This is a genomic window from Roseococcus pinisoli (assembly GCF_018413645.1).
Classification (GTDB): Bacteria; Pseudomonadota; Alphaproteobacteria; order Acetobacterales; family Acetobacteraceae; genus Roseococcus; species Roseococcus pinisoli.
This window is the reverse complement of record NZ_JAHCDA010000001.1, coordinates 757,031-780,564: the sequence shown is the minus strand read 5'-3', so window position 1 is coordinate 780,564 and position 23,534 is coordinate 757,031. Positions and strand designations below refer to the sequence as shown.

Below are 23,534 nucleotides of genomic sequence, written 5' to 3'. Positions count from 1 at the left end.
ACGCGCTACGAGGCGCCGGCCGCAATGGCCAGGCGCGCGGAGCGCGCGCCCGGCGTCTGAGGGCCGGATCAGTGCCGGAAGTGGCGCATGCCGGTGAAGACCATGGCGAGGCCCGCCGCATCGGCCGCCGCGATCACCTCGGCGTCGCGGATCGAGCCGCCCGGCTGGATCACCGCCGTCACGCCCGCCGCCGCCGCCGTCTCCAGCCCGTCGGCGAAGGGGAAGAAGGCGTCCGACGCCACGACGCTGCCCTTGGCCAGCGGCTCGGGCAGGCCGGCCGCCTTGGCCGCCGCCTCGGACTTCCAGGCGGCGATGCGGCTGCTCTCCACGCGGTTCATCTGGCCCGCGCCGATGCCCACCGTCGCCATGCCCTTGGCGTAGATGATGGCGTTGGACTTCACGTGCTTGCAGACGCGGAAGGCGAAGAGCAGGTCGGCGATCTCGGCCTCGGTCGGCGCGCGCTTGGTCACGATTTTCAGCGTCTCGGCCGTGACGCGGCCGGCATCGCGCGACTGGGCGAGGAAGCCGCCGGCCACGCTTTTGAAGAACATCCCGGGCGCCACCGGGTCGGGAACCCCGCCGGTCAGCAACAGACGAAGATTCTTCTTCTTGGCGAAGATGGCCTGGGCGGCCTCGTCGGCATCGGGGGCGATGACCACCTCGGTGAAGATGGCGGCGATCTTCTCGGCCGCCGCGGCGTCCAGCTTGCGATTGGCCGCCACGATGCCGCCGAAGGCCGAGACGGGATCGCAGAGCAGCGCCTTGTCCCAGGCCGAGGCCAGGTCCGCGCCCTCGGCCACGCCGCAGGGGTTGGCGTGCTTCACGATGACGATGGCGGGCTTGTCGAACTCGGCGACGCATTCATAGGCGGCGTCGGTGTCGTTGAGGTTGTTGTAGGAGAGCTCCTTGCCCTGCACCTGGCGCGCGGTGGCGATGCCCTCGCGGCTCTCGCCGCTCAGGTAGAAGCCGGCCTGCTGGTGCGGGTTCTCGCCGTAGCGAAGCGTCTGCTTCAGCACGCCCGCGACGGCGAGGCGCGGCGGGAATTCCTGGCCGAGCTGCCCGGCGAACCAGCCGGAGATCGCGGCGTCATAGGCCGCGGTGCGGGCATAGGCGGCGGCCGCCAGCTCCTTGCGCAGGCCCAGCGAGGTGCCGCCCTCGGCCTCGATCTCGGCGGTGACGCGGGCGAGATGCGCCGGCTCCGTGCAGACCACGACGCCGGAGAAGTTCTTGGCGGCGCTGCGGATCATGGCCGGGCCGCCGATGTCGATATTCTCGATGCAATCCTCGAAGGCGGCGCCCTTCGCGACGGTCGCCTCGAAGGGGTAGAGGTTCACGGCCACGAGATCGATCGGCGCGATGGCGTGCTCCTCCATCTGCGCGAGGTGCGAGGCCTCGTCCCGCCGGCCCAGGATGCCGCCGTGCACCTGCGGCACCAGCGTCTTCACGCGGCCGTCCAGGATCTCGGGGAAGCCGGTATGCTCGCTGACGTCCTTCACCGGGATGCCGGCGTCGCGGATGGCCTTGGCCGTGCCGCCGGTCGAGAGGATCTCGGCGCCGCGATCGGCCAGGAAGCGAGCGAATTCCACGATGCCCGTCTTGTCGGAGACGGAGAGCAGGGCGCGGCGGATGGGGAGGGCTTGGGTCATGGGGCGTCCATCATAGCCCGAGCAGGTCGAGGGTGCGGTCGACGACCACCTGCTCGGTGAAAAGGGATCGGGCGCGGGCCAGGCCCGCCGCGCCCATTTTCTGCCGCAGCAGCGCGTCGGCAGCCAGACGGGCCAGCGCATCGGCGAGGCCCGAAACCTGCATGGGCGGCACCAGGTAGCCGGTCTCGCCGCTCACCACCTGCTCGCGGCAGCCGCTGATATCGGTGGCGACGACGGGCAGGCCGGTCAGCATCGCCTCGATGACCGACATGGGCAGGCCCTCGAAATGGCTGGGCAGGGCGAAGATATCGGCGGCCTGGAGCCAGCGGGCCACGTCGTGCCGGTAGCCCAGCATCTTCAGGCGCGGGCCCAGCACCTCGGCGGCACGGGCGAAATGGGGGGTCAGGTCCTCGCCATGGTCGGTCGGCAGGCGCTCGCCCACGACCCAGAGATGCGCACCCGGCACGCGCTCCATGGCCTGGAGCAGCTCCGGCCAGCCCTTGTGCCGGACGAGGCGGGAGATGCCGATGACGACGCAATCCCCCTCCGCGAGGCCCATCTCGGCGCGCAGCGCGGCGCGGGCCCCGGCGTCGGGGTGGAAGAGGGCGGGGTCCCGCCCATTGCCGGTGGCGGTGGCGTGGCGGTGGATCCGCAGCCGCCGCGCATCCGCGGCCTCCTCCTCCGAGACGGTGAGGAAGGTGTCGGTCATCCGCCCGCCTAGCCATTCGACGCCGAGCGAGAGCCCGCGCCGCCACAGCGGGCCGGGCTGGTTGAAGAGGAAGCCGTGGCAGGTATAGGCCACCCGCGGCACGCCCTCGGCCCGCGCCGCCGCCCGCGCCAGGAAGCCGGAAATGGGCATATGGGCGTGGACGAGGTCGAACCGCTCCTCCCGCATGATCCGCCGCAGCTGGTGGAAGGCGGGCAGGTGGTCGCGCGGGTTCAGGCTGCGGGCCATCGGCACCGGCAGGACGCGGAAGCCTTCCTCGCGGGGCTGGTCCAGCAGCGGCCCCTCGGCGCTGATGCCCACCACCTCGTGTCCGCGCCCCCTGGCGCCGCGCATCAGCGGCAGCAGGAAGTGGCGCAGCGAGAAGTCGACATTCGTGAGTTGGAGAACCTTGATCGCCGTCGCTCCAGCGGTTTTCCCAGGACGCCCGGTTCACGCCGTCGGCGAGGCCGCCGCCGGCGATCGGGCGTCAACCGTCGGTGGTCGGCTCGGTGGGGGGGCCGCCGGAGACGACGCGGCTGATGGCCCATTGGACCGTCTCCGCCTCGCCGTCCGAGGTGAGGACGATCTGGCTGGTCCGGCGCGGATCGGCGGCGAGGTAGATGCTCTCCTCCAGCGCCACACGGGCGCCGCGCGCCCGGAAGCGCCAGCCCTGGCCGCCCGGCAGGCGCATGAGCACGCCGCCCTCCTCCTCCTGCAGCACGGCGGTCACGCCGGGGTGGAGATGGAAGCGGATGGTCCAGGGGACGGCCGGGCCGGGGAAGGGCTCCAGCGCATCCTCGCCGCGCAGGTCATCGCCCGTCTCGGAGAGGTAGAGGCGGCGGCGGTGGATCACGCCATGGGTCCGGCGGTAGCCGTCATGCCCGGCCTCCAGCCATTGGGCGCCATTGGCCTCCTGCCGCTCGATCTCCACGCGCTCGGGATGGCGGCCGAGGCCCTCGTCCTTGAGCTCGCTGCTGTTGGTGTCGGCCAGGATCAGGGTCGAATGGGCGGCCGTGCCCCGCAGCGCGTCGCGCCAGGTGGGGTCGGCGGCCGGGGCCGCGCCGCAATTCACGACGAGGCGGTCGCGCCCGACCGACATCTCGAAGGAAAGGGTGCCGGCATGCGCGCCGCGATCGGCGCCGCGCGGCAGGCCGGAGGCCGGGTCCGGCGCGCGGCCGGGGGGAGGGGCGCCGCAATCGGCGATGATGAGGGTGCGACCGGCCGCGAGACGGTGGAAGCCCGTCTCCTCCAGCAGCATGGGCGCGCGGCCCTTGGCCTGGCCCTGGGTCAGCACGACGTCGACGAGCGCCGGTGCCTCCTCGCGGGTGCCGTTGAAGAGGGCCAGCGCCATGTCGCCGTGCCGGAACAGGCGCAGCGCCTGGCCCGCCCGGTCCAGCGCGGTCGAGAGCTGGGGCGGGGAATTCACGCCGCAGCCATTGAGCAGGTTGCGGATCTCGATGAGGTCCTGCAGGGCCAGCAGCTGCACCGCCGGGCTGCGCTCCACATGGCCGCCATCGGGGTGGAACTGGCGCTCGAGCTCGCCGGGCAGGAAGCGGAGGGCTCGGGTCAGCCAGGCCTCCTCCTCCAGCGCCACGGCGGCGGCGATGGTGCCCTTCAGCACGACCAGCGCGCCGCGATGCGCGGCCTCGGCCGGGAGCGAGGCCGAGATCAGCCGCCCGTCCTGCGCCATGCGCTGCAGCAGGGTGCGGCGGAAGCCGTCCTCGGCGGTGGCGGCGAGGAAATCCCAATGGCCGAGCCAGGCGGAGATGCGGGCTGCGGCCACTTCCGGCGCCATGGCCATGGGCTCGGCGGCGCCGCGGGCGATCCAGTCCTCCGCGAGGTCGCGCGCCTTCACCCGGGCGGCGTCGGTGCCGAGCATCCTGAGATCGCGCAGCCAGGCGAAGCCATGGGCGGCCTGCCGCCAGGGCGTCGGGCCGGCGGAAGCGCTCCAGTTGTCGAGCTGGCGGGCGCTGCCGCAAACCTCGAACTCGCCGCGCAGCAGCCGCGCGCCGCGATTGGCGTCGCCGGGCCAGAGGTCGCGGAAGACGCGGGCCGGGGCGTCGGGCACGCGGATGGGCTTGAGCTTGGAGAAGAGCTTCCGGGCGTTGCGGATCATATCAGACATCAACGCCCCCCTTTCAGCGCCGAGATGGCAGCGGCGTAGTCCGGCGCGCCGAACACGGCCGTGCCCGCCACCAGAACATCCGCGCCCGCCGCGATGCAATCGGGAGCGGTCTTGGCCGTCACGCCGCCATCCACCTGCAGCGCGATGTCCCGCCCGGTGGCCTCGATCATCTTCCGCAGCGTGGCGATCTTGGAAAGCTGGCTGGTGATGAAGGACTGCCCGCCGAAGCCGGGATTCACGGACATGACCAGAATCAGGTCCACCAGGTCCATCACATGCGTCAGCGCGTCGACGGGCGTGCCCGGATTCAGCACAACGCCGGCCTTCTTGCCGAGGGCGCGGATGGTCTGGAGGCTGCGGTGCAGGTGCGGTCCGGCTTCCGGGTGCAGGCTGATGAGGTCGGCGCCCGCCTCGGCGAAGGCCGCCAGGTAGGGATCCGCCGGGGCGATCATCAGGTGCACGTCGAAGAAAAGCTTGCTGTGCGGCCGCAGCGCCTTGATCAGGCCGGGGCCGAAGCTGATGTTCGGGACGAAGTGCCCGTCCATAATGTCAAGGTGCAGCCAGTCCGCGCCGGCCTTTTCGATCGCTCGCACTTCCTCGCCCAGGCGGGAGAAATCGGCAGCGAGCAGGGAGGGGGCTATGCGAATATCGGGCATCGGTCCTTGGGAGAACGAGGAACTCCTGGACCTAAACCATTCCTCCCCCCCTGCAAACCTGTAGTCTTCCGCGAATGGCCTGTCCTCTTTTTGTTCCTGGGTGATTCCCGTCTTCTGGTGCGGTCGTCGTGGTTTCATGGCGGTTCACGCGACGCTGGCGGCTACCGGCTTCGGTTTCACTAAGCGGTTGCGCGGGACTGACCTGCCCGTTTTTCGGGCGATTTCCGTGTCTTGACCGCCATTTGTCCGGCTCTTCGTGCTTTTCCTGCCGGCGGGCGGCGCCTAGTTTCCGGCGCCCTTCCCCGGAAAGACTCCCCATGATCCGTCGCCGCACCGCTCTCCTCGCCAGCCTCGCCCTGCCCGCCGTCGCCCGGGCGCAGGACTGGCCGGCGCGGCCGATCCGCGTGGTGCTGCCCTTCGCCGCCGGCGGCTCCTCGGACGTGGCGGCGCGGATGCTCGGGCCGCGCCTCGCCGCCGTGCTCGGCCAGCAGATCGTGATCGAGAACCGCGGCGGCGCCGGCGGCAACATCGCGGCCGAGACCGTCGCCCGCTCCGCGCCCGACGGCTACACCATCTTCCAGGGCAATGTGGGCGTGATGACGGTCAACCCGACGCTCTTCCGCTCGCTGAGCTGGGACCCCGCGCGCAGCTTCGCGCCGATCTCCCACGTCATGACGGTCGCCAATATCCTCGTCTGCCCGGCGGCCCGGCCCTGGCGCAGCGTGTCCGACCTGCGCGCGGCGCTCCTCGCCGAGCCCGATACCCTCCGCGCCGGCAATTCCGGGACGGGGTCGATCGGCCACCTCGCCACCGTCCTTTTCGACCATTTGGCCGGCACGAAGTCGGTGCATGTGCCCTATCGCGGCGGCGGCCCGCTGGCGACCGACCTCCTGGCCGGGCACATCGACTACGGCTTCGCGACCACGCCCACCGTGCATTCGGCCATCGAGGCCGGGCAGCTCCGGGCCCTGGCCATCGGCACCGCGACGCGCAGTCCGCTGCTGCCCAACCTGCCGACGGTGGAGGAGGCGGGCCTGGCCCATTACAGCGTCAGCAACTGGGATTCATGGCTCTTCCCGGCCGGCACGCCGGAGCCGGTGGTCCAGCGCATGGCCGCCGCCCTGCGCCAGGTGCTGAGCGAGCCCGAGCTGCGCGCGGAATTCGCCCGCCGCGGCATGGAGGCGCACCCCACCTCCCCGGCCGAGCTGACGGCCTCCATCCAGGCCGAGACGCTGCGCTGGGCGCCCATGGTCCGCGCCAGCGGCGCGACGCCCGAGGGGTAGCCGGGGCCGTTCCCCGGGCCTATCTGGGAAGGATAGGAGAACCGCTGTGAACGCCCTGACCGACGACAACGCCACGCTGCTCGACACCGCCGCCCGCGCCGCCCGCGCGGCGGCCGTCCCGCTCGCGCGTGCGGGTCGACCGGCCAAGGACGCGGCGCTGCGCCATGCCGCCGCCGCCCTGCGCGCCCGTTCCGCCGAGATCCTCTCGGCCAATGCCGCCGACCTCGCGGCCGCGCCCGGCCTTTCCGCCTCCTTCCTGGACCGCGCGACGCTGACGCCCGCGCGCGTCGAGGCCATGGCGATGGGCCTGGACGAGATCGCCGACCTGCCCGACCCCGTCGGCCGGACGCTGGCCGAATGGACGCGGCCCAACGGGCTGCGCATCGCCCGCGTGGCCCAGCCGCTCGGCGTGATCGGCATGATCTTCGAGAGCCGCCCGAATGTGACCGCCGATGCCGGCGCGCTCTGCCTCAAGGCGGGCTCGGCCGTGCTGCTGCGCGGCGGCAGCGAGAGCGCGCGCTCGGCCCGCGCCATCGCTGGCTGCCTGCGCGAGGGCCTGCGCCAGGCCGGCCTGCCCGAGGATGCCGTGCAGCTCGCCCCCACGCAGGATCGCGGCTTCGTGGGCGCCATGCTGCGCGCGGCGGGGCTGATCGACCTCATCATCCCGCGCGGCGGCAAGGGCCTCGTGAACCGCGTGCTGGAGGAGGCGCGGGTTCCCGTCCTCGCCCATGCCGAGGGGCTCTGCCACACCTATGTCCACAAGGCTGCCGACCCGGAGATGGCGCGGAAGATCCTGATGGATGCGAAGCTGCGCCGCACGGGCGTCTGCGGCTCGACCGAGACGCTGCTCATCGATGCGGAGGTCGCGCCCAGCCTGCTGCCGCTGCTGCTGGGCGACCTGGCGGCCGCCGGCTGCACCTTCCACGCCGATGCCCGCGCCCGCGCCGTCATGCCCGTCCTGCCGGCCGCGACCGACGAGCATTTCTCGACGGAATGGCTCGACGCCATCCTGAACGTGGCCGTGGTGGACGGGGTGGAGGGCGCGCTTGCCCATATCCGCCGTTTCGGCAGCGAGCATACCGAAGCCATCATCACCGAGGATGCGGCGGCGGCTGAGCAGTTCCTGGACGGCATCGATTCCTCCGTCGGCCTGTGGAACGCCTCCACCCAGTTCTGCGACGGCGGCGAGTTCGGCTTCGGCGCGGAGATCGGCATCGCCACGGGCCGGATGCATGCGCGGGGGCCGGTGGGCCTCGAGCAGCTCTGCACCTTCCGCTACCGCATCACGGGGACCGGCCAGATCCGCGGCTGATTTCCCCGGCTGATTTCCGTGTTCGCCGGGCCGGATGGCAGGTTAGGCTCTCCCGAATTACGGGAGAGAACGATCATGCGCACCCTGCTTCTCGCCGCGGCGGCCAGCCTCGCGACCTTCGGACCCGCGCTCGCGGCCTGTCCCTCGGCCGAGGCCGTGCAGGGGCTGGCGCGGTCCATCCTGGCCAATACGCCCGCCCCGCCGCTGACCGGAATGACGAGCCTGGCCGACGGGCAATGCGCGCAGGACCAGCTGGTGCCGCTGATGGTGCCGCATCTCGGCCAGCCGGTGGGCTACAAGGTCGGGCTCACCAACGCCGCGGCGCAGCAGCGCTTCGGCGTCGCGCATCCGGTGGTGGGCACGATCTTCCAGCGGACCATCGCGCTGCGCTCGGGCGGCGAGGTCCCGGCCCGCTTCGGCGCGGTCCCGAATGTCGAGGCCGACCTGCTGGTCCGCGTGCGCGACGATTCCATCAACCAGGCGCGCACGCCGATCGAGGTGCTGCGGGCCATCGACCTCGTGATCCCCTTCATCGAGATGCCGGACCTGGCGCTCTCCGCCGGCATGGATGGGCCGAACCTGCTGGCCATCAATGTCGGCGCCCGGCTGGGCGTGGTGGGCGAGCCGATCCCGGCCCAGGCGACGGACGAGTTTGCCGCGCGGCTGGGCACCATGACGGTGACCCTCTCGAGCGATCAGCGGGAGATCGCGCGCGCGCCGGGGACGGCGCTGCTCGGCCATCCGCTGAACGTGATCCCCTGGCTCGCGCAGGACCTCGCGAGCCGCGGCCAGCGCATGCAGGCGGGGCAGTACATCTCGCTCGGCGGTTTCTCGCCGGCCGTGGCTGCGGAGGCAGGCCGCACCTACACCGTGCGCTATGAGGGCCTGCTGTCCGAGCCGATCAACGTGAGCGTCCGAACGCATTGATCGCAGGACGACCAAGCCGTGAACCGGGACGCTTCGCACCAGGACGCTTCGGGGACCGCCGGCGGCGCCGCATCGGCCTGCTGGGCGGCAGCTTCAACCCCGCCCATCACGGCCATGCGCATGTGGCGCGGGCGGCGCTGCGCTCGCTCCGGCTGGATCAGGTGTGGCTGATGGTCTCGCCGGGCAATCCGCTGAAGCCCGCCCGGGGCATGGCGCCCTTCGCCGAGCGGCTGGAGAGCGCAAGGCGGGTGGCCGACGGCGTGCGCGTGATCGCGACCGACATCGAGGCGAAGCTCGGCTCGCGCTACACGCACCGCACCCTCGAACTGCTGCGCCAGCGCTTTCCGCGGACGGAATTCGTGCTGATCCTGGGAGCGGACAACCTCACCCAGCTTCCGCGCTGGCGGCGCTGGCGGCAGATGACGCATCATACGCCGCTGGCGGTCCTGCCGCGTCCGGGCTACAGCCGGGCTGCATTGCGCGGCCGTGCGGCTTCGGCGATGCGGCACCGGCGTCGCCGCGCGACCTCCCTGCTTGCTTCGCGGGAGACGGCAGGGGCACCGTGGTGCTTCGTGCCGGCGGCGGAGCGGGCCATCTCGGCCACCCAGATCCGGGCGGCCTCCAGAGGATAGAAAGACCAGCGCATGGCGCGGACACCTGACGAGACCAAGAAGCCGGCCCGCAAGGCGCCTGCCCGCAGCACGGCCAAGGCCCCGGCGCGAGCCGTGGCTGCGAAGCCGGCATCGAAGCGGAGCGCCGACGAGGCCGAGGCCAAGCCGGCCCGCGCCCGCACGGCCGCGCCGACGACGCGCGCCGCCGCCAAGCCTGCGGCGAAGCCGACCCGGACGCGCGCTGTCGAACCTGCAGCCAAGCCGAGCCGGGCCCGCGCTTCCGCCGCCCCCGAGGCGAAGCCAACCCGGACGCGTGCCGCCGCTGAGCCGGCCGCGAAGCCGAGCCGGGCGCGTGCTGCCGAACCCGCAGCCAAGCCGAGCCGAGCTCGCGCCGCCGAGCCTGCCGCGAAGTCCAGCCGGACGCGTGCGGCGGAGCCTGCGGCCAAGCCGGCCCGTTCCCGCGCCGCCGCCGCGCCTGCGGCGAAGCCGAGCCGGACGCGCGCTGCGGCCGACCCCGCCGTGAAGACGACGCGCACGCGTGCCGCCGCCAAGCCCGCCGCGGCCCCCGCCAAGCCCGCGCCGAGGACCACCGCGACGGTCCGCGCCGCGCCCAAGGCGACGACCAAGGCGGCCGCCGCGAAGGAAGCTCCTGCGAAGGTGGCCGCGTCCAAGGCGAAGCCCGCCTCCAAGCGCGCCCGCGTCAAGCTCGATCCGGATCGGCTGGAGCGCCTGGTCGAGGCCGCGCGCAAGAGCCTGGAGGACGACAAGGCCGAGGACATCGTCGTCCTCGACGTCACGACGCGCGCCAGCTACGCCGATCGCCTGATCATCGCGACCGGCCTCGTGGAGCGGCAGATCCAGGCGATGGCGACCCATATCGACGCCGCGCTCGGCGAGGCGGGGCTGAAGCTGCGCCGCGACGCCGTGCAGAGCAGCGAGGATTGGGTCCTGATCGACGCCGGCGACCTCATCATCCACCTCTTCAAGCCGGAATCGCGCCTCAAGTTCGATCTGGAGAAGATGTGGGGACCGGACAGCCCGCTGGGCGAGTCGGGCCCCGGGGAACAGTCGCCGATCTAGCGCGCGGGCCTGGCATGTTGGTGCGCCGGACGATGACCCATGCGGGGTCGCCGCGAGGCGGCCGCGCATGAAGGCGAGGCTGCTGGCAGTCGGACGCTTCAAGTCCGGCGCCGAGGGCGCGCTTTTCGCCCAGTACAATGCCCGGCTGCGGCCGCCGCTCGACTTGGTGGAGCTGCCGGACGCGACCGGCAGCCCCGCCGAGTTGCGGCGGCGGGAGGGGGCCTCGATCCTCGCGGCCCTGCCGGCGAATGCGCTCCTGGTGGCGCTGGACCTCGGCGGTGCCGCGCCGAGCAGCGAGGCCCTGGCCGCCCTCACCTCGCGTTGGGAGGAGGCGGCGCGTCCGCTCTGCTTCGCCATCGGCGGGGCCGAAGGGCTGGACGAGACCGTCACCCGCCGGGCGGAACATCGCCTCTCGCTTGGGCCGCTGACCTGGCCGCATCTGCTGGTCCGCGCCCTGCTGGCCGAGCAGCTGTTCCGGGCGCAGTGCATCCGGACCAACCACCCCTATCATCGCGCCTGGCGGCCCTGAGCCGCCGGCTCTTCAGCCGAAGAGCATGCCGTGCAGCGCCCGCCCGGGCAGGAGCGCGGCGAAGATCCCCGCCACGAGCAGACCGCCCGCATTCATCAGCATGATGCGGCGATGCGCCGCGACCTTGCCCTGCCGCACGAGCCAGACCGCATAGGGCACGGAGAGCAGCGTCACGGTCGAGAGGATGTGCAGCGCGGAGAAATGTCCGAAGGCCGGCAGGCCGAAGGAGGTCACGGCCGTGAGCACCAGCGCCGACGCCGCCAGCCGCCCCAGGATCCGGTGGGCGCCCGGCCTCTTTGGCGCGGCCAGGGCTGCGAGGACAAGCCCGAGGGCTACCAGCGCAAGGATGAGGTGAAGATAAAGGAGAAGAGGCATGGCACGGGGTCCCGCCTATGTTACTATCGTAAACATAATCCGAATGTGATTGGTGTCAACATTGGAAAAGCCCTATCACCACGGCGACCTGCGATCCGCGCTCATCGAGGCGGCCGAGACGCTGCTCGATGCCGGCGGGGAGGTCAGCCTGCGCGAGGCGGCGCGCATGGCGGGGGTCACGCCGACGGCGGCCTACCGTCATTTCGCGGATAAGGATGCACTGCTGGCCGAGCTCGCCGTCCGGGGTTTCTCCGAATTCGGCCGCGCGCTGGGCGAGGCCGCCGCGCGAGCGCCCGGCCAGGCGCTGGTGGCGCTGGGCCGGGCTTATATCCGCTTCGCCCTCGCCCGGCCGGGACGCTTCCGGCTGATGTTCGGGCCGATGCTGGCGCGCCTCACCCCACGCCATCCCGAACTGCATGAGGCTTCGGGCCGGGCCTTCGAGGCGCTGCAGGGCGCGGCGGGCAGCCGGGACGAGGCGCTGCGCAACTGGGGCATGGTCCATGGCCTCGCCCATCTGCTGCTCGATGGTGCGGTGGCCGAGGAGGATCGGGAGGCGCTGATCGATCGGCTGATCTGCTAGAGCATCACCCGATCAGATGGCATCATCTGATCGGGTAAAGATGCTCGGGAACAAACGCTCTAGCGACGAGCTCAGCCGCGCATCAGGTAGCGCACGCGCTTGCCGTTGCGCGGGTCCGTCGCCTCGCCGACCGGCAGGAAGCCCAGCTTTGCGTGGAAAGCCTGGCCCTGCGGGTTGGGCGGCTCGACATTCACTTCGCAAGCCAGCGGAAGGCCGCGCGCGGCGAGGTCCTCGTAGAGCGAGCGCGCCACGCCCTTTCCGCGCGCCGCCGGCGTCACGACGATGCGGTCCACATAGGCGAAGTCGCCGCCGCGGGTGACGAACCAGGCGTGGTTGGGACCCTGGATGGGCGTCTCGGCGCCGAAGGCCACCAGAAAGCCGGAGCCATCCGCCATCATGCGGGCCGAGACGGCGGCCGCGACCTGCGCGGAGAGCTCCTCGAGGGTGAGCTCGTTCACCGCCGCCGCCTCGGAATTGTTGAGAACGAGCAGGGCCGGCAGGTCGGCGGCCTCGATGTCGCGGATCATGCCGTCCTCCAGGCTGCGGGCACGTGGCGGAAGGGCAGGGCGGAGAGGTCCAGCGCCGCCGGCCCCGGCGCGTCGCATTCCACGATCGCGCTGCAGCGCCTCGCGAAGGCGGCCCGGAAATGGTTCTTCGCCTTGTTGGCCAGCAGCCGGACCTGGGCGAGGTCGATGCCGTGCAGCGCGAAGAAGGCGGGGTCAACCGCCGCCTCCTTCCGGGTGGTCACGACCACGCGCAGCTTGCCGGCGCGCAGCAGCGCCGTGGGGCCCAGGTCGACCGGCGCGCCGTGCTCCATCGGCCCGGTGTTGAGGAAGCGGCCGCTGGTCAGGGCCTCGACGGTGCCGGCGAAGGGCACCGGGGGCCCGAAGGCCGGCGTGGTGCGCCCGGCGAGGTCGCGGGCGAAGGCGCCGCCGATCCCGGCTTCCTGCGCGGCCGCGACCGCCTCGGGATCATGCAGGAAGCAGTAGACGCATTCCTCCCCGAGCTTCGCGTCGACCAGGACGCGCAGCAGGCCCGGCGTGTCCGCCGCGCCGCCCGAAAGCGGATTGTCCGCCGGGTCGAGCAGGGCCACGAGGCCGGGCGGCCCGGCCAGCGCCGTCTGCAAGGCCTGCTCGGGCGTGGGCAGGCTGACGGCGAAACGCGGCCGCCGCGCCTCGATCTCATTGGCCAGCCGCCGCGCCAGGGCGCGGGCGGGCGCGTGCTCCTCCGCCCAGACCATGGCGGAGGGGCCGGCCGTCGGCGTGTCGCCCCAGGCGAAGCCGCCGAAGAGCGAGGCGTCCAGGATGGGGCGCTTCTCGGCGGCCAGGGCCTCGGCCCAGACCTCGGCCATCGGGCCCTCGGCGTCGCGCATGTGGAAGGAGTGCAGCACCACCGGCAGCTTCACGATGCAGCCCTGCACCGCCCCGCCGCCGAGCCCGTGCTCCAGCAGGTCCAGGGCGCGCCGCGCCGCGCGGTCCATGTCGACATGCGGGTAGGTGCGATAGACCGAGGCGCCGTCCAGCAGGCCCACGACCTGCGGCGAGATATTGCCGTGGAAGTCGAAGCTCGCGACCAGCTTCACCCGGGGGCCGATCACGGCCCGCACGCGGCGAAGGGTGGTGAGGTCGGCCTCGGGGTCGCTCTCCGTCAGGCAGGCACCGTGCAGCGAGAGGTAGACGCCGTCGAAACTGCCGGCCCTGAGGCCGTTCTCCACCTCGGCGATCCAGGCGTCATAGGCCTCGTCCGCCATGGGGCCGCCGGGCTGCGCCGCCGTGCAGCGCAGGACCGTGGCCGTCCAGCCCGGCCGCTCGGCCAGGAAGGCATCGACGGCGCCGAGCTCGGTCGCGGTGCCATGGTAGCGGTCCAGCGCCTCCTGCCCCGCCACCCATTCCCGGCCCTGGAAGGCGGAGAGCGGGGTCGGCTCGGGCGCGAAGCTGTTCCCCTCGAACCACAGGCGGGCGACGGCGATATGGGGCATGCGGCTCGAATGATCCTTGGAGAAGAAGGCCTGTTTCGCATCTAATCCGCGATGGCCCCTTGAGGATAGTGAACCCATGCAGCGTCGCAGCCTTCTCGCCGTGCCCGCCCTTGGCCTTGCGGCGGGCGCGGTCCCCCGGGGGGCGGGTGCCCAGGGGACGAACCAGGCCCATCCGGCGCTGGCCATCTACACCGCGGGCCAGGGCAGCCCCTTTGTGACCTATGGCAATGCCATCGCCGCCCTGCTCTCGCGCCAGGGCATCACCGCCACGGTCGAGGCCAGCACCGGTTCGCTGCAGAATCTGACCGCCGTGGAGGATCATGCGAATGCGTTGGGCACGGCCTTCCTTGGCTCGGCCTGGGATGCGGTGCAGGGCACGCCGGCGGCCGGCGGGCGGCGTCATGTCAATGTCCGCGCGCTCTGGCCCATGTACGAGACGAGCTTCCAGGTCGCGGCCCTGACCTCGAGCGGGCTCACCGGCTTCGCCCAGCTGAATGGCAAGCGCGTCGGCGCCGGCCCGGCGCGCGGCCCGGCCGAGACCTTCCTGGTCGCGGCGGCCGAGGCCGCCGGCATCCGGGTCGAGATCGTCAGCGGCAGCCCGGCCGAGATGACGCAGGGCCTGCTGGGCGGCGGGATGGACGCGCTGTGGCAGGGCGCCATCGTGCCCATCCCCTCCATCCTGGAGGCGCTGGCGCGCGCGCCCGGGGTGGTCTTCGGGCCGGGGGCGGAGGTGGTGGGCCGCGTCACGCAGCGCCTGCCGATGCTGGCGCCCACGACGCTGCCGCCGGGCACCTATCCGGGCCAGACGGCGCCGATCGAGAGCTTCGCGGCCTGGAACTTCATCGTCGCCAACCGCGCCCTGCCGGAGGAGACGGCCTATGCCATCACCCGCGCGGTGCTGACGGTGGCTGATCCGGCGCGGGACATCGGCCAGGTCGCGGCGACGACGCGGAAGGAGGCTGCGGCCAATAACCGCGTCCTGCCCTTCCACCCGGGCGCGGCGCGCTTCTATCGCGAGGCGGGGGTGGCCCTCAACGCGCCCCAACCGGCGTAGGGACGGGCATCTGGGCAACGGGCCGGCCGACGCCGTCGAAATTCCGGCTCATCTGCCGCTGGCGCTCGGCGCGCAGGGCGCGGTCGGCAGCCAGGGTGCCGGGCGTGGGCGCCGTCTGCCGGTGCTGGCTGAAATCCTGCCCCATGGTCCAGTTCTGGCCATGGATGGCGCCGCTGCCGCTGGCGCTCGTGCCCTGGGCGAGGGCCGGGCCGGCGGCGCCGGCCAGGAGGGCGACGGTGAGGGCGAAGGCGCGCATGCGAGGCTCCTGGTGAGGGTGACGGGACCCTCCTCCCTTAGCGAGTTGCATGGGGGGCGCGCCACCGACCGGAGATTGTATCGCTCAGCGGGCCGGTGGTGTTTCGGGCCGGATCGGCAGGCCGCTATAGGGGCGGTTGAACTGGGCCTGGCGGGCCGCCCGGGCGGCGCGGTCGCGGGCCAGGGGGCTGTTCTCCAGCCGCCGGGCCTCGGCCTCGTCGAAGTTCTGGGTGCGGCGCCAGTTCTGCCCGGACACGGTGCCCTGGGCCGAGACCTGCTGGGCCGCGGCGGGCCACGCGACGAGGGAGCCGAGCATCAGCGCCCAGGCCAGGGCGGCGTAACGGAGGTGGCGCATGGCGGTCATCCTTCTGCCCGGCGGCGAACCCATGGCCCGCTGCCGGAAGAAGGAATACCGCCCGCGACGCGGTCGCGGTGAGGCCGGAGAATCTATCTCCCCGATCGGCCTCGCCGATGGTCAGACGGTCTGCAGGAGGCCGGCCAGGAGCTTCGCGCGCGGCACCATGCTGCTGATCTGGACGTGCTCCTCGAGCGTGTGCGCCAGCGCGCCGACGATGCCGAGGCCGTCCAGCGTCGGGATGCCCATGGCGCCCGTGAAATTGCCGTCCGACCCGCCGCCGGCCGACTGGTGCGGCAGCGCGAAGCCGATGCGCTTGGCGATGGATTCGGCCTGGGCATGGAGGGCGAGCACCTTGCCGTTCGGCTCCCAGACCGGGCGCGTCACGCCGCGCTTCACTTCGAGCGAGACGTCGTTGCCGCTCGCCTTCAGCGACAGCATCCGCTCCACCGCCGCGTCCAGATCCTCCTGGCGCTTGGCCATGGAGAGGCTCTCGGCATCGCAATGGGTCGCGACGCAGTTCACCCACTGGCCGCCATGGATCACGCCGACGGAGAAGGTGCAGGCGTCGGTCGTCATCTCCTCGATGGCGACGATCTGCTTGGCCATCTCGCGGATGGCGCTGCGGCCCTCGCCGAGGCGCGCGCCGGCATGGCTCGGGCGGCCGGTGGTGCGCAGGTTGAAGCGCGCGATGGCGTAGCGGCCGGTGACCACGCCGCCGTCGGGGCGCGCGGGCTCGGGCACCAGCACGACGGAGTGGCGCGCGGCCTCGGCCTCGATCAGGTCACGCGTGGAGGGGCTGCCGATCTCCTCGTCGCTGGTCAGCAGCACGGTGACGGGCTTGGAGGTCGCGATGCCGGCGATGGCGAGCTGGCGGATGGCCTCGATGGCGAGGTAGGTGCCGCCCTTCATGTCCTGGATGGCGGGGCCATAGGCCTTATCGCCCTCGCGGCGGAAATGCAGGCCGTTCTGCAGCGTGCCGACGGGATGCACCGTGTCGAGATGCGCCATCACCAGGATGCCGGGCTCGTTGCTCGGATGCGGGAAGCGGGCGCGCACGCAGTCGCCGAGGCCCATGCGGCCCGGAATGGTCTCCACGGTCGCGCCCATGATGGCGAGGTGCCGGCCGGCCAGCGCCATCATGCGGTTCACGGCGGCGGCATCATGCGTCGGGCTTTCGCATTCCACCCAGGTGCGGAGGCCCGCGAGCATTTCCTCGGTGTCGAAGGGCAGGTCGAGCTTGGCTTCCATGGAGTCCTCATTCTGACAGGGCGTTATCGCCGGGTGGCGCAGGATGCGTCTGCTCGCCCTGGATGCCAACACCGCGGGGCCAAAACCGCGCTGCTCAGCGCGAGGCACGCAGGTTGAAGAGGCCCGCGCCCACCACCAGCGCCGCGCCGGCCATCGTCATCGGCGCGAGATGCTCGCCGAAGACGATGACGCCGGCGGCGGCGGCGAAGATCAGCTGGAAATAGGCCAGCGGCTGCAGCCGGCTGGCTTCCGACACCGCCAGGGCGCGGATCAGCAGGTAATGCCCCATCGAGCCGGAGAGGCAGAGCAGCCCCATCCAGAACCAGTCGTGCATGGCGATGGGCGTCCAGATCCAGGGACCGGGCAGGGTGATGGCCACGGCGCCCGCGATGCCGGTGTAGAAGAAGCTCGTCTCCGGCGCGTCGTGCAGGCCGACCACGCGCGTGAGCAGGCCGTAGGCCGCGAAGTTCAGCGCGGCCAGCAGCACCAGCAGCGAGGCCGGCGCGAAGAGCCCCGCGCCGGGCCGCAGGATGAGCAGCACGCCCACCGCCCCCGCGCCGATCGCGAGCCAGCGCCGCAGCGACACGCGCTCCCCCAGGACGGGGCCGGCCAGCGCCGCGATCAGCAGCGGGTAGCAGGCGAAGATGGCATGCGCCTCGACCAGGCCGATCAGGGTGAAGGATTTCACCATCATCCAGACCTGCAGCACGAGCATCACGCCGCGCAGGGACTGGAGGAAGGGCCGCTTGCTGCGCACCACCTGGCGGATGCCGCCGGGCGCGCGGACGGCGCGCACCATGACGAAGCCCGCGAAGAACCAGTAGCGGATGAGCAGGACGCCGAGCACGGAATAGGTCTCGGCCAGGTAGCGCGACAGCGCGTCCTGCGTGCCGAAGACGAACATCGCGCCGACCATGAGCATCATGCCCAAAGAGGCGGTGGGCGGGGCGGATGGCTTCAAGGGCAGGCGGCGCGGCGAGGCACGGGCGCATCCTTGTTGGGCGGGTTCCTCATGGCCGGCATCCGGGCAGCCTAGGGGACGATGGCCCGGGGCGAAATGACCCGTGCCCTGTGAAGATCGCGCCTCCAGAGCGTCATTTACCCTTGAATGAAGGTAAACTTATATCCATGTTTCCGGGATGATGGAGTTCCGCCCCTGCCGTCGACGCAAGGCCATCGGCATCGGCTGCCTGGCGCTGGGCCCGGTCGGCATCATCCTGCCGATCCTGCCTGGCGCGATCTTCGTCGTGCTCGGCACCTTCATCCTGCGCGACCAGTATGCCTGGGCCTATCGCAGCGTGGGCGTGGTGGACCGGCGCTGGCCGCATCTGCTGCCCACCATCGAGGCGCGCGAGCAGAAGGCCATGGATTGGGGCAACCGGCAGATCGACAAGGCGCGCGGCTGGATCTCCCGCACGCCGCCCGGCTGACGCGCCAGCCGCGCGGCTGAACCCGACCTCAATGGAGGCTGGCATCCATCGTTCGTGCGATCCCGGCCAGCTTGTCCGGATTGCGGGTGATGTAGACGGCGGTGACGAGGCCGTCCTCGATCGCCAGCGCCGTGGTCTGCAGGACGCCGCGCTCCCGGCTGACATAGCCGGGCAGGCCGTCGATCCATCCCGGCTGCATCAGGAAGTCTGGCTTTCTCTTGCGCGCCAGCCCCTGGAACATCCGCAGCACCTTCTCCATCCCCACGATCGGGTTGCGAAAGGCCAGCACCTTGCCGCCGCCATCCGCATGCACGACCACATTCTCGGCCAAGAGGCTCCGCAGCGCGGCGATGTCACCGCCATGCGAGGCCCGGAAGAAGGCCTGGGCGATCCGGTCGCCTTCCTCGCGCGGGACGGGAAAGCGCGGCCGCGCCTCACGGATATGCTGGCGCGCCCGCACCGCGAGCTGCCGCGTGCTGGCCGCCTCGCGCTTCAGCGTGGCCGCGACCTCGTCCAGCGGCACGCCGAAGACGTCGTGCAGCAGGAAGGCCGCGCGCTCCAGCGGCGAAAGGCGCTCCAACGCCAGCATGAGGGTGAGCGTCAGCTCGTCAGGGCGGATCTCCTCCTCCGGCTCCAGGATCGGCTCGGGCAGCCAGCTGCCGACATAGCTCTCGCGCCGGGCGCGGGCGGACTTCATGGCGTCTAGGCAGAGCCGCGTGACGGTGCGGGTGAGGAAGGCCGCGGGCTCGCGCACCTTCTCCCGGTCGACGCGGCGCCAGCGGAGCCAGGCGTCCTGGACCACGTCCTCGGCCTCCGCCGTGGAACCGAGCATGCGGTAGGCGAGGCGCAGCAGCCGCGGCCGCTGCGCCTCGAACGCGGAGGTCTGCGCGTCAGGCGGCTTCACTCGCCTTCTCCACGGCATGCGGCACGCGGAAGCCCACCTGCAGGCGGTTCCAGGTGTTGATGGCGCCGATGGCGAAGCTGAGATTCACCTGCTCGGTCTCCGTGAACTGGGCTTTGACGAGAGCGTAGTCCTCATCCGGCGCGCCTGTCTCGGCGATCAGCGTCAGCGCCTCGGTCCAGGCGAGGGCGGCGCGCTCGCGGTCCGTGTAGAGGGTCGATTCCCGCCAGGCATTGAGCATGTAGATGCGCATCTCCGTCTCGCCCATCTTGCGCGCGTCGGTCACGTGCATGTGGATGCAGAAGGCGCAGCGGTTGATCTGCGAGGCGCGGATCTTCACCAGCTCCAGCAGGCTGTGCTCGAGGCCGCAATTAGCGACCGCGACGGCGAGGCCCATCATGGCCTTGTAGGTCCGGGGCGCGGCGTCGGCGGGGATGGTGGTCAGGCGAGGCGTCATGGGTGTCTCCATCCGTGCGAGGGGCACGGTCACCTCCATGACGAGGTGGCGCGGACGGATGTGACATGGGACGCGGGAATTCTTTGCGGGGTTGAGGGGCGCTGCCCCTCGAACTCCCCGGCAAGAACCTCAGGTTCTTGCATCTCCGATGAATAATTTCTTCGAGTTAGGGGCCAGGGACCAAAGTCCCTGGCGGGTGAGTGCGAGAGGGCAGCGCCCTCTCGCAACAGCATCAATGAAAAGTGCGACCTGAATCGATGACGATGGTCTGCCCCGTCATCGTCGTCGTGCGGCACATGGTCACCACCATGTCGGCGCAGTCGTCCTTGTCGGCCGGCTTGCCCAGCAGCGAGCTGGCGGCCGAGCGCTCCACCTGCTCCGGCCGCAGATTCGCCGTCGCGCGCGTGCCTTCGAGCAGGCCAGGCGCCACGCAGTTCACCAGCGTCTCCGGCGCCAGCGCCACGGCCATGCACTTAGTCAGGTGGATCACCCCCGCCTTGGAGATGGCATAGGCGATGGAGGAGCCAGTCGGCCCCAGCCCCGCGACGGAGGAGATGTTCACGATCCGCCCGTGACCCTGCGCCTTCATGATGGGCGCCACCGCCTTGGTCAGCCGCATCGGGCCCGTGAGGTTCACGGCCATGATCTTGTCCCACAGCTCCATCGACAGGCCGTCGAGGTCCTGGAAGGGGACGGATTTGTTGAAGGCCGCGTCGTTGATCAGGATGTCGAGACGGCCGAAGCGCGCCGTCACGTCGGCGACCAGCTTCTCGACCGCCGCGCCGTCGGTGATGTCGCAGCCGAAGGCGGCCGCGTTCACCTGGTAGGTCGCGGCCAGTTCGCGCGCGACGGATTCCGCCTGATCCTTGCTCTGCGCGTACATGACGGCGACATGCACGCCTTCCTTGGCCAGCGCGTGGCAGATGCGCTGCCCCAGACCGCCATTGCCGCCCGTGACGAGCGCGACCGAACCCCTGAGCTCCATGAGCATCCTCTCCATTTCCTGGCGCGGAGAGTGCTCTTCAAGGCCGAGGTCGGGCAACCCGGGTCACTTGAACCAGCCGCCGCCATCCACGTCGATCACGGTGCCTGCGATATAACCACCGCGCGGCGAGGCGCCGAAGACGGCGAGCTCCGCAATCTCGCGCGGTTCGATGGGCCGGCCGAGGGGCATGCCGGTCAGCATCTCCTCCCAGCGCTCGGCGTCGCCCAGCGTCACCTGCGCGCGCTGGCGGGCCATGGTCACCATGCGCTCGGTGCGCGTACCGGCCGGGTTGATGCCGAAGACGCGCACGCCATCCGCCTGCGCCTCGCCGCCCACGGCCGAGGTGAAGGCGATGATTGCCGCATTCCCCGCGGTGCCGGCGATGTAGTTGTGCCGCCAGGCGCGGCCCGCCATGCCGACCACGTTCACGATCACGCCGGACTTGCGCGCCCGCATATCCGCGAGGAAGAGCTTGGTGAGGTGGAAGTAGCCGAAGACCTTGAGCTGCCAGGCCTGCTCCCAGGTCTCCATGTCCAGCACGTCGAGACTGCCGGAAGGGATAGCGCCGGCATTGTTCACCAGGATATCCGCGCCCTGCGTGGCGGCATGGAGCCGGACGCGGTCGGCCGGCTTCGAGAGGTCGAGCGCCAGGGCCTCGATGCGCACCTGGTACTTCCCGCGCAGCGCAGCGGCCGCTTCCTCAGGCGCACGCGCCGCGATCACCACGTCGCAGCCCTCGGTGGCGAAGGCCTCGGCGCAGGCATAGCCGATGCCCTTGGAAGCGCCGGTGATCACCACGCGCTTGCCCGTCAGCTCCATGTCCATGCTGTTCAGTCCCCGTCCCTGCTGCGAAGCATGGCCTGGACCAGCGCTTCGTTTTGTCCGCCGAGCCCGATCCTCGCGCCCTCGCGATCCGCCTCGTTGCGGTTTTGGGAGAGTTTGCGCTTTCCGGTGAGGGTTTCAACGGTCAGCACCACGCCGACGATGCCCTTGAGCTGGCTGGCGAGGTAATCCGCCGGCGCGTCGCTGACGGACCAGGGCGTGGCGCTTCCGGCCTCGTGCTGGTCCGTCAGGGCGGTGACGATGTCGCGCAGCCTGCCCGCGTCCTCGACGATCTCGATGGGCCCCTCGGCATGCACGGTCTCGTAGTTCCAGGTGGGCACCGCGCGGTGGTTCTCGGCCTTGGAGGGGTAGGAGTTGGGCGAGATATAGCCATCCGGCCCCGGAAAGACGGCGATGGCGCGGCCGGCCTCGCGCAGGGCTTTCCAGTGCGGATTGGCGCGGGCCATGTGGCCCACGACGATTTTGCCGTTCGTCTGGAGGGGAAGGTGGGTGATGTCCGGCACGCCGGAGCGGCCATTGCTGACCAGCAGGCAGAGCCCGGATTGCTGCATCAGGCGCAGCAGGACCTCGGGACGATCTTCCCGGAAGGCGGGGGGATTGTAGACCGGCATGGCGAAACCTCGACGAAGCCGGCCGCGACGGGCGGTCGGCCTGGTCGAGCCTAGCTCGCCGGCGCGCGGTCGGACAGCGCCATTGGGATGAGAGGGCGTTGCCCTCTCAAACCTTCCCGCCAGGGACTTTTCGTCCCTGGACCGTGACTTATCGAAGAGCCAAGAAACTGAGTTTCTTGGCGGGATGCTCGAGGGGCAGCGCCCCTCGATGTGACCTTAGAGCGTGCCGCCCTTGCGGCCCGCCATGGCGCCGAGGCGCAGGCGCAGCGCGTTCAGCTTGATGAAGCCCTGCGCGTCGAACTGGTCGTAGGCGCCCTGGTCCTCGTCGAAGGTGACGTGCTTCATCGAGTAGAGGCTGTGGGGCGACTTGCGGCCGGTCACGATCACATTGCCCTTGTAGAGCTTCAGGCGGACCGTGCCCTCCACGCTCGCCTGGCTGGCGTCGATCAGCGCCTGCAGCATCCGGCGCTCCGGCGAGAACCAGAAGCCGTTGTAGATGACCTCGGCGTAGCGCGGCATCACGCTGTCCTTCAGGTGCGCGGCCTCGCGGTCGAGCGTGATGCTCTCGATCGCGCGGTGCGCCTGCAGCAGGATGGTGCCGCCCGGCGTCTCGTAGCAGCCGCGGCTCTTCATGCCGACGAAGCGGTTCTCGACCAGGTCGAGGCGGCCGATGCCGTTGGCCTTGCCGAGCTCGTTCAGCCGGGTCAGCAGGGTGGCCGGGCTCAGCGCCTCGCCGTTGATGCCGACGGCGTCGCCGTTCTTGAAGTCGATGGTGATCTCGGTCGCGACGTCGGGCGCGTCCATCGGGCTGATCGTGCGCTGCCAGACGATCTCGTCCGGCGCGTCCCAGGGCTCCTCGAGGATCTTACCCTCGGAGCTGCTGTGCAGCATGTTCGCGTCGACGGAGAAGGGCGCCTCGCCGCGCTTGTCCTTGGCGATGGGGATCTGGTTCTGCTCGGCGAACTCGATCAGCCGGGTGCGGCTGGTCAGGTCCCATTCGCGCCAGGGGGCGATGATCTTCACGTCGGGCTTCAGCGAGTAGTAGCCGATCTCGAAGCGGACCTGGTCGTTGCCCTTGCCGGTCGCGCCATGGGACACGGCGTCGGCGCCGACCTGCTCGGCGATCTCGATCTGGCGCTGGGCGATCAGCGGGCGGGCGATGGAGGTGCCCAGCAGGTACTGGCCCTCATAGACCGTGTTCGCGCGGAACATCGGGAAGACGAAGTCCTTCACGAAGGTCTCGCGCAGGTCGTCGATGAAGATGTTCTCGGGCTTGATGCCGAGCAGCAGCGCCTTCTCGCGGGCCGGGCCCAGCTCCTCGCCCTGGCCGAGATCGGCGGTGAAGGTCACGACCTCGCACTGATAGGTGGTCTGCAGCCACTTCAGGATGACCGAGGTGTCGAGCCCACCGGAATAGGCCAGCACGACCTTTTTCACATCTTTGACCCGCATGTCCGACACCTTTCGGGGATTTGGCAGAGAGGCCTTGGGATGCCAGCGGATCGGGGCGCCCGCAACCCCGGGGGTGCCCGGGGCAGGCCTTCCCGGTGAATTTCATGACGGCCCGTGAGGCCCGGCGCCCGG

At 71.1% G+C, this 23,534-nt stretch carries 26 protein-coding genes; 9 read left to right on the top strand and 17 right to left on the bottom strand.

The features are described 5' to 3' along the window. Positions 1-68: 68 nt before the first annotated feature. The 4 genes from purH to rpe form a co-directional block, all read right to left on the bottom strand. The gene (purH, locus tag KHU32_RS03725) at positions 69-1,646 is read right to left on the bottom strand and encodes a bifunctional phosphoribosylaminoimidazolecarboxamide formyltransferase/IMP cyclohydrolase (RefSeq protein ID WP_213668679.1); all 1,578 of its coding nucleotides are present in this window, start codon (positions 1,644-1,646) and stop codon (positions 69-71) included. A gap of 10 nt (positions 1,647-1,656) precedes the next feature. Further along, complete coding sequence (locus tag KHU32_RS03720) at positions 1,657-2,766, bottom strand: glycosyltransferase family 4 protein (protein ID WP_213669655.1); 1,110 nt, start codon at positions 2,764-2,766, stop codon at positions 1,657-1,659. 73 nt (positions 2,767-2,839) lie between these two features. Further along, positions 2,840-4,477 carry a heparinase II/III family protein gene (locus KHU32_RS03715; protein WP_213668678.1) on the bottom strand — a complete coding sequence of 546 codons (1,638 nt, stop codon included), beginning with the start codon at positions 4,475-4,477 and terminating at the stop codon, positions 2,840-2,842. Then, on the bottom strand, positions 4,477-5,133 hold the full coding sequence (rpe, locus tag KHU32_RS03710; protein ID WP_213668677.1) for a ribulose-phosphate 3-epimerase: 657 nt from the start codon (positions 5,131-5,133) through the stop codon (positions 4,477-4,479). Before rpe ends, KHU32_RS03715 begins: the two co-directional genes overlap by 1 nt. Before the next feature lie 317 nt (positions 5,134-5,450). On the opposite strand from rpe, the gene KHU32_RS03705 reads away from it, so the two are divergent. The 6 genes from KHU32_RS03705 to KHU32_RS03680 all read left to right on the top strand — a co-directional run bounded on the left by KHU32_RS03705 (position 5,451) and on the right by KHU32_RS03680 (position 10,875). Then, positions 5,451-6,416: a Bug family tripartite tricarboxylate transporter substrate binding protein gene (locus KHU32_RS03705; RefSeq protein WP_213668676.1), complete on the top strand. Its 966-nt coding sequence runs from the start codon at positions 5,451-5,453 to the stop codon at positions 6,414-6,416. 55 nt (positions 6,417-6,471) lie between these two features. Then, complete coding sequence (locus KHU32_RS03700; protein WP_213669654.1) at positions 6,472-7,728, top strand: glutamate-5-semialdehyde dehydrogenase; 1,257 nt, start codon at positions 6,472-6,474, stop codon at positions 7,726-7,728. A gap of 75 nt (positions 7,729-7,803) precedes the next feature. Further along, the gene (locus KHU32_RS03695) at positions 7,804-8,655 is read left to right on the top strand and encodes a 2-keto-4-pentenoate hydratase (RefSeq protein ID WP_213668675.1); all 852 of its coding nucleotides are present in this window, start codon (positions 7,804-7,806) and stop codon (positions 8,653-8,655) included. Then, positions 8,652-9,287 (top strand): nicotinate-nucleotide adenylyltransferase, encoded by a 636-nt coding sequence (locus tag KHU32_RS03690; protein WP_249680534.1) that lies wholly within the window; start codon positions 8,652-8,654, stop codon positions 9,285-9,287. The genes KHU32_RS03695 and KHU32_RS03690 overlap by 4 nt, the downstream gene beginning before the upstream one ends. 12 nt (positions 9,288-9,299) lie before the next feature. Then, positions 9,300-10,346, top strand: coding sequence for a ribosome silencing factor (gene rsfS / locus KHU32_RS03685; RefSeq protein WP_213668674.1), 1,047 nt, complete (start codon positions 9,300-9,302; stop codon positions 10,344-10,346). A gap of 67 nt (positions 10,347-10,413) precedes the next feature. Next, a complete protein-coding gene (locus KHU32_RS03680) occupies positions 10,414-10,875 on the top strand; it encodes a 23S rRNA (pseudouridine(1915)-N(3))-methyltransferase RlmH (RefSeq protein ID WP_213668673.1) in 462 nt (153 codons plus the stop codon). 12 nt (positions 10,876-10,887) lie between these two features. Here the strand turns inward: KHU32_RS03680 and KHU32_RS03675 are convergent, their stop codons facing one another. Next, the gene (locus KHU32_RS03675) at positions 10,888-11,250 is read right to left on the bottom strand and encodes a DUF2306 domain-containing protein (protein WP_213668672.1); all 363 of its coding nucleotides are present in this window, start codon (positions 11,248-11,250) and stop codon (positions 10,888-10,890) included. Between the two features lie 52 nt (positions 11,251-11,302). On the opposite strand from KHU32_RS03675, the gene KHU32_RS03670 reads away from it, so the two are divergent. Beyond that, the gene (locus KHU32_RS03670; protein ID WP_213668671.1) at positions 11,303-11,830 is read left to right on the top strand and encodes a TetR/AcrR family transcriptional regulator; all 528 of its coding nucleotides are present in this window, start codon (positions 11,303-11,305) and stop codon (positions 11,828-11,830) included. 71 nt (positions 11,831-11,901) lie between these two features. Here KHU32_RS03670 and KHU32_RS03665 read toward each other — a convergent pair whose 3' ends face one another. Together KHU32_RS03665 and KHU32_RS03660 are read right to left on the bottom strand one after the other, a co-directional pair. Further along, positions 11,902-12,357, bottom strand: a complete 456-nt coding sequence (locus KHU32_RS03665; RefSeq protein ID WP_213668670.1) for a GNAT family N-acetyltransferase — start codon at positions 12,355-12,357, stop codon at positions 11,902-11,904. After that, positions 12,354-13,808, bottom strand: a complete 1,455-nt coding sequence (locus tag KHU32_RS03660; RefSeq protein ID WP_213668669.1) for a M81 family metallopeptidase — start codon at positions 13,806-13,808, stop codon at positions 12,354-12,356. The genes KHU32_RS03665 and KHU32_RS03660 overlap by 4 nt, the downstream gene beginning before the upstream one ends. A gap of 76 nt (positions 13,809-13,884) precedes the next feature. Between KHU32_RS03660 and KHU32_RS03655 the strand changes: the two genes are divergently transcribed. Further along, positions 13,885-14,862, top strand: a complete 978-nt coding sequence (locus KHU32_RS03655) for a TAXI family TRAP transporter solute-binding subunit (protein ID WP_213668668.1) — start codon at positions 13,885-13,887, stop codon at positions 14,860-14,862. Here the strand turns inward: KHU32_RS03655 and KHU32_RS03650 are convergent. The 4 genes from KHU32_RS03650 to KHU32_RS03635 all read right to left on the bottom strand — a co-directional run bounded on the left by KHU32_RS03650 (position 14,840) and on the right by KHU32_RS03635 (position 17,648). Further along, entirely contained in the window at positions 14,840-15,118 is a 279-nt protein-coding gene (locus KHU32_RS03650) for a hypothetical protein (protein WP_213668667.1), read from the bottom strand. The two genes, KHU32_RS03655 and KHU32_RS03650, sit on opposite strands and share 23 nt — an antisense overlap. 84 nt (positions 15,119-15,202) lie before the next feature. Next, a complete protein-coding gene (locus KHU32_RS03645) occupies positions 15,203-15,472 on the bottom strand; it encodes a hypothetical protein (RefSeq protein ID WP_213668666.1) in 270 nt (89 codons plus the stop codon). A 120-nt stretch (positions 15,473-15,592) separates the two neighbouring features. Next, positions 15,593-16,723: a M20/M25/M40 family metallo-hydrolase gene (locus KHU32_RS03640; RefSeq protein ID WP_213668665.1), complete on the bottom strand. Its 1,131-nt coding sequence runs from the start codon at positions 16,721-16,723 to the stop codon at positions 15,593-15,595. 94 nt (positions 16,724-16,817) lie between these two features. Further along, positions 16,818-17,648 (bottom strand): DMT family transporter, encoded by an 831-nt coding sequence (locus KHU32_RS03635; protein WP_213668664.1) that lies wholly within the window; start codon positions 17,646-17,648, stop codon positions 16,818-16,820. Between the two features lie 214 nt (positions 17,649-17,862). Here KHU32_RS03635 and KHU32_RS03630 point away from each other — a divergent pair, with 214 nt between their 5' ends. Next, complete coding sequence (locus KHU32_RS03630; RefSeq protein WP_213668663.1) at positions 17,863-18,153, top strand: YbaN family protein; 291 nt, start codon at positions 17,863-17,865, stop codon at positions 18,151-18,153. A gap of 28 nt (positions 18,154-18,181) precedes the next feature. Here the strand turns inward: KHU32_RS03630 and KHU32_RS03625 are convergent, their stop codons facing one another. From KHU32_RS03625 to KHU32_RS03600, 6 genes are all read right to left on the bottom strand, one after another. Then, positions 18,182-19,057 (bottom strand): sigma-70 family RNA polymerase sigma factor, encoded by an 876-nt coding sequence (locus KHU32_RS03625; RefSeq protein ID WP_347265502.1) that lies wholly within the window; start codon positions 19,055-19,057, stop codon positions 18,182-18,184. Then, on the bottom strand, positions 19,044-19,511 hold the full coding sequence (locus KHU32_RS03620; RefSeq protein WP_213668661.1) for a carboxymuconolactone decarboxylase family protein: 468 nt from the start codon (positions 19,509-19,511) through the stop codon (positions 19,044-19,046). The genes KHU32_RS03625 and KHU32_RS03620 overlap by 14 nt, the downstream gene beginning before the upstream one ends. 232 nt (positions 19,512-19,743) lie before the next feature. Then, entirely contained in the window at positions 19,744-20,496 is a 753-nt protein-coding gene (locus KHU32_RS03615) for an SDR family NAD(P)-dependent oxidoreductase (protein WP_213668660.1), read from the bottom strand. Positions 20,497-20,559: 63 nt separating this feature from the next. After that, entirely contained in the window at positions 20,560-21,321 is a 762-nt protein-coding gene (locus KHU32_RS03610) for a short-chain dehydrogenase/reductase (RefSeq protein WP_213668659.1), read from the bottom strand. Positions 21,322-21,326: 5 nt separating this feature from the next. Beyond that, positions 21,327-21,950, bottom strand: a complete 624-nt coding sequence (locus KHU32_RS03605; protein ID WP_213668658.1) for an FMN-binding negative transcriptional regulator — start codon at positions 21,948-21,950, stop codon at positions 21,327-21,329. 216 nt (positions 21,951-22,166) lie between these two features. Further along, positions 22,167-23,402 (bottom strand): argininosuccinate synthase, encoded by a 1,236-nt coding sequence (locus KHU32_RS03600; RefSeq protein ID WP_213668657.1) that lies wholly within the window; start codon positions 23,400-23,402, stop codon positions 22,167-22,169. Positions 23,403-23,534 lie beyond the last annotated feature (132 nt).

What these genes read in the sequence shown, in the direction of transcription:
- KHU32_RS03665 (WP_213668670.1), bottom strand. Translation starts at nt 12,357, where the DNA reads ATGATCCGCGACATCGAGGCCGCCGACCTGCCGGCCCTGCTCGTTCTC.
- KHU32_RS03615 (WP_213668660.1), bottom strand. Translation starts at nt 20,496, where the DNA reads ATGGAGCTCAGGGGTTCGGTCGCGCTCGTCACGGGCGGCAATGGCGGT.
- KHU32_RS03695 (WP_213668675.1), top strand. Translation starts at nt 7,804, where the DNA reads ATGCGCACCCTGCTTCTCGCCGCGGCGGCCAGCCTCGCGACCTTCGGA.
- KHU32_RS03620 (WP_213668661.1), bottom strand. Translation starts at nt 19,511, where the DNA reads ATGACGCCTCGCCTGACCACCATCCCCGCCGACGCCGCGCCCCGGACC.
- KHU32_RS03660 (WP_213668669.1), bottom strand. Translation starts at nt 13,808, where the DNA reads ATGCCCCATATCGCCGTCGCCCGCCTGTGGTTCGAGGGGAACAGCTTC.
- KHU32_RS03635 (WP_213668664.1), bottom strand. Translation starts at nt 17,648, where the DNA reads ATGATGCTCATGGTCGGCGCGATGTTCGTCTTCGGCACGCAGGACGCG.
- rpe (WP_213668677.1), bottom strand. Translation starts at nt 5,133, where the DNA reads ATGCCCGATATTCGCATAGCCCCCTCCCTGCTCGCTGCCGATTTCTCC.
- KHU32_RS03650 (WP_213668667.1), bottom strand. Translation starts at nt 15,118, where the DNA reads ATGCGCGCCTTCGCCCTCACCGTCGCCCTCCTGGCCGGCGCCGCCGGC.
- KHU32_RS03610 (WP_213668659.1), bottom strand. Translation starts at nt 21,321, where the DNA reads ATGGACATGGAGCTGACGGGCAAGCGCGTGGTGATCACCGGCGCTTCC.
- purH (WP_213668679.1), bottom strand. Translation starts at nt 1,646, where the DNA reads ATGACCCAAGCCCTCCCCATCCGCCGCGCCCTGCTCTCCGTCTCCGAC.
- KHU32_RS03655 (WP_213668668.1), top strand. Translation starts at nt 13,885, where the DNA reads ATGCAGCGTCGCAGCCTTCTCGCCGTGCCCGCCCTTGGCCTTGCGGCG.
- KHU32_RS03675 (WP_213668672.1), bottom strand. Translation starts at nt 11,250, where the DNA reads ATGCCTCTTCTCCTTTATCTTCACCTCATCCTTGCGCTGGTAGCCCTC.
- KHU32_RS03645 (WP_213668666.1), bottom strand. Translation starts at nt 15,472, where the DNA reads ATGCGCCACCTCCGTTACGCCGCCCTGGCCTGGGCGCTGATGCTCGGC.
- KHU32_RS03600 (WP_213668657.1), bottom strand. Translation starts at nt 23,402, where the DNA reads ATGCGGGTCAAAGATGTGAAAAAGGTCGTGCTGGCCTATTCCGGTGGG.
- KHU32_RS03605 (WP_213668658.1), bottom strand. Translation starts at nt 21,950, where the DNA reads ATGCCGGTCTACAATCCCCCCGCCTTCCGGGAAGATCGTCCCGAGGTC.
- KHU32_RS03705 (WP_213668676.1), top strand. Translation starts at nt 5,451, where the DNA reads ATGATCCGTCGCCGCACCGCTCTCCTCGCCAGCCTCGCCCTGCCCGCC.
- KHU32_RS03715 (WP_213668678.1), bottom strand. Translation starts at nt 4,477, where the DNA reads ATGTCTGATATGATCCGCAACGCCCGGAAGCTCTTCTCCAAGCTCAAG.
- KHU32_RS03680 (WP_213668673.1), top strand. Translation starts at nt 10,414, where the DNA reads ATGAAGGCGAGGCTGCTGGCAGTCGGACGCTTCAAGTCCGGCGCCGAG.
- rsfS (WP_213668674.1), top strand. Translation starts at nt 9,300, where the DNA reads ATGGCGCGGACACCTGACGAGACCAAGAAGCCGGCCCGCAAGGCGCCT.
- KHU32_RS03640 (WP_213668665.1), bottom strand. Translation starts at nt 16,723, where the DNA reads ATGGAAGCCAAGCTCGACCTGCCCTTCGACACCGAGGAAATGCTCGCG.
- KHU32_RS03630 (WP_213668663.1), top strand. Translation starts at nt 17,863, where the DNA reads ATGATGGAGTTCCGCCCCTGCCGTCGACGCAAGGCCATCGGCATCGGC.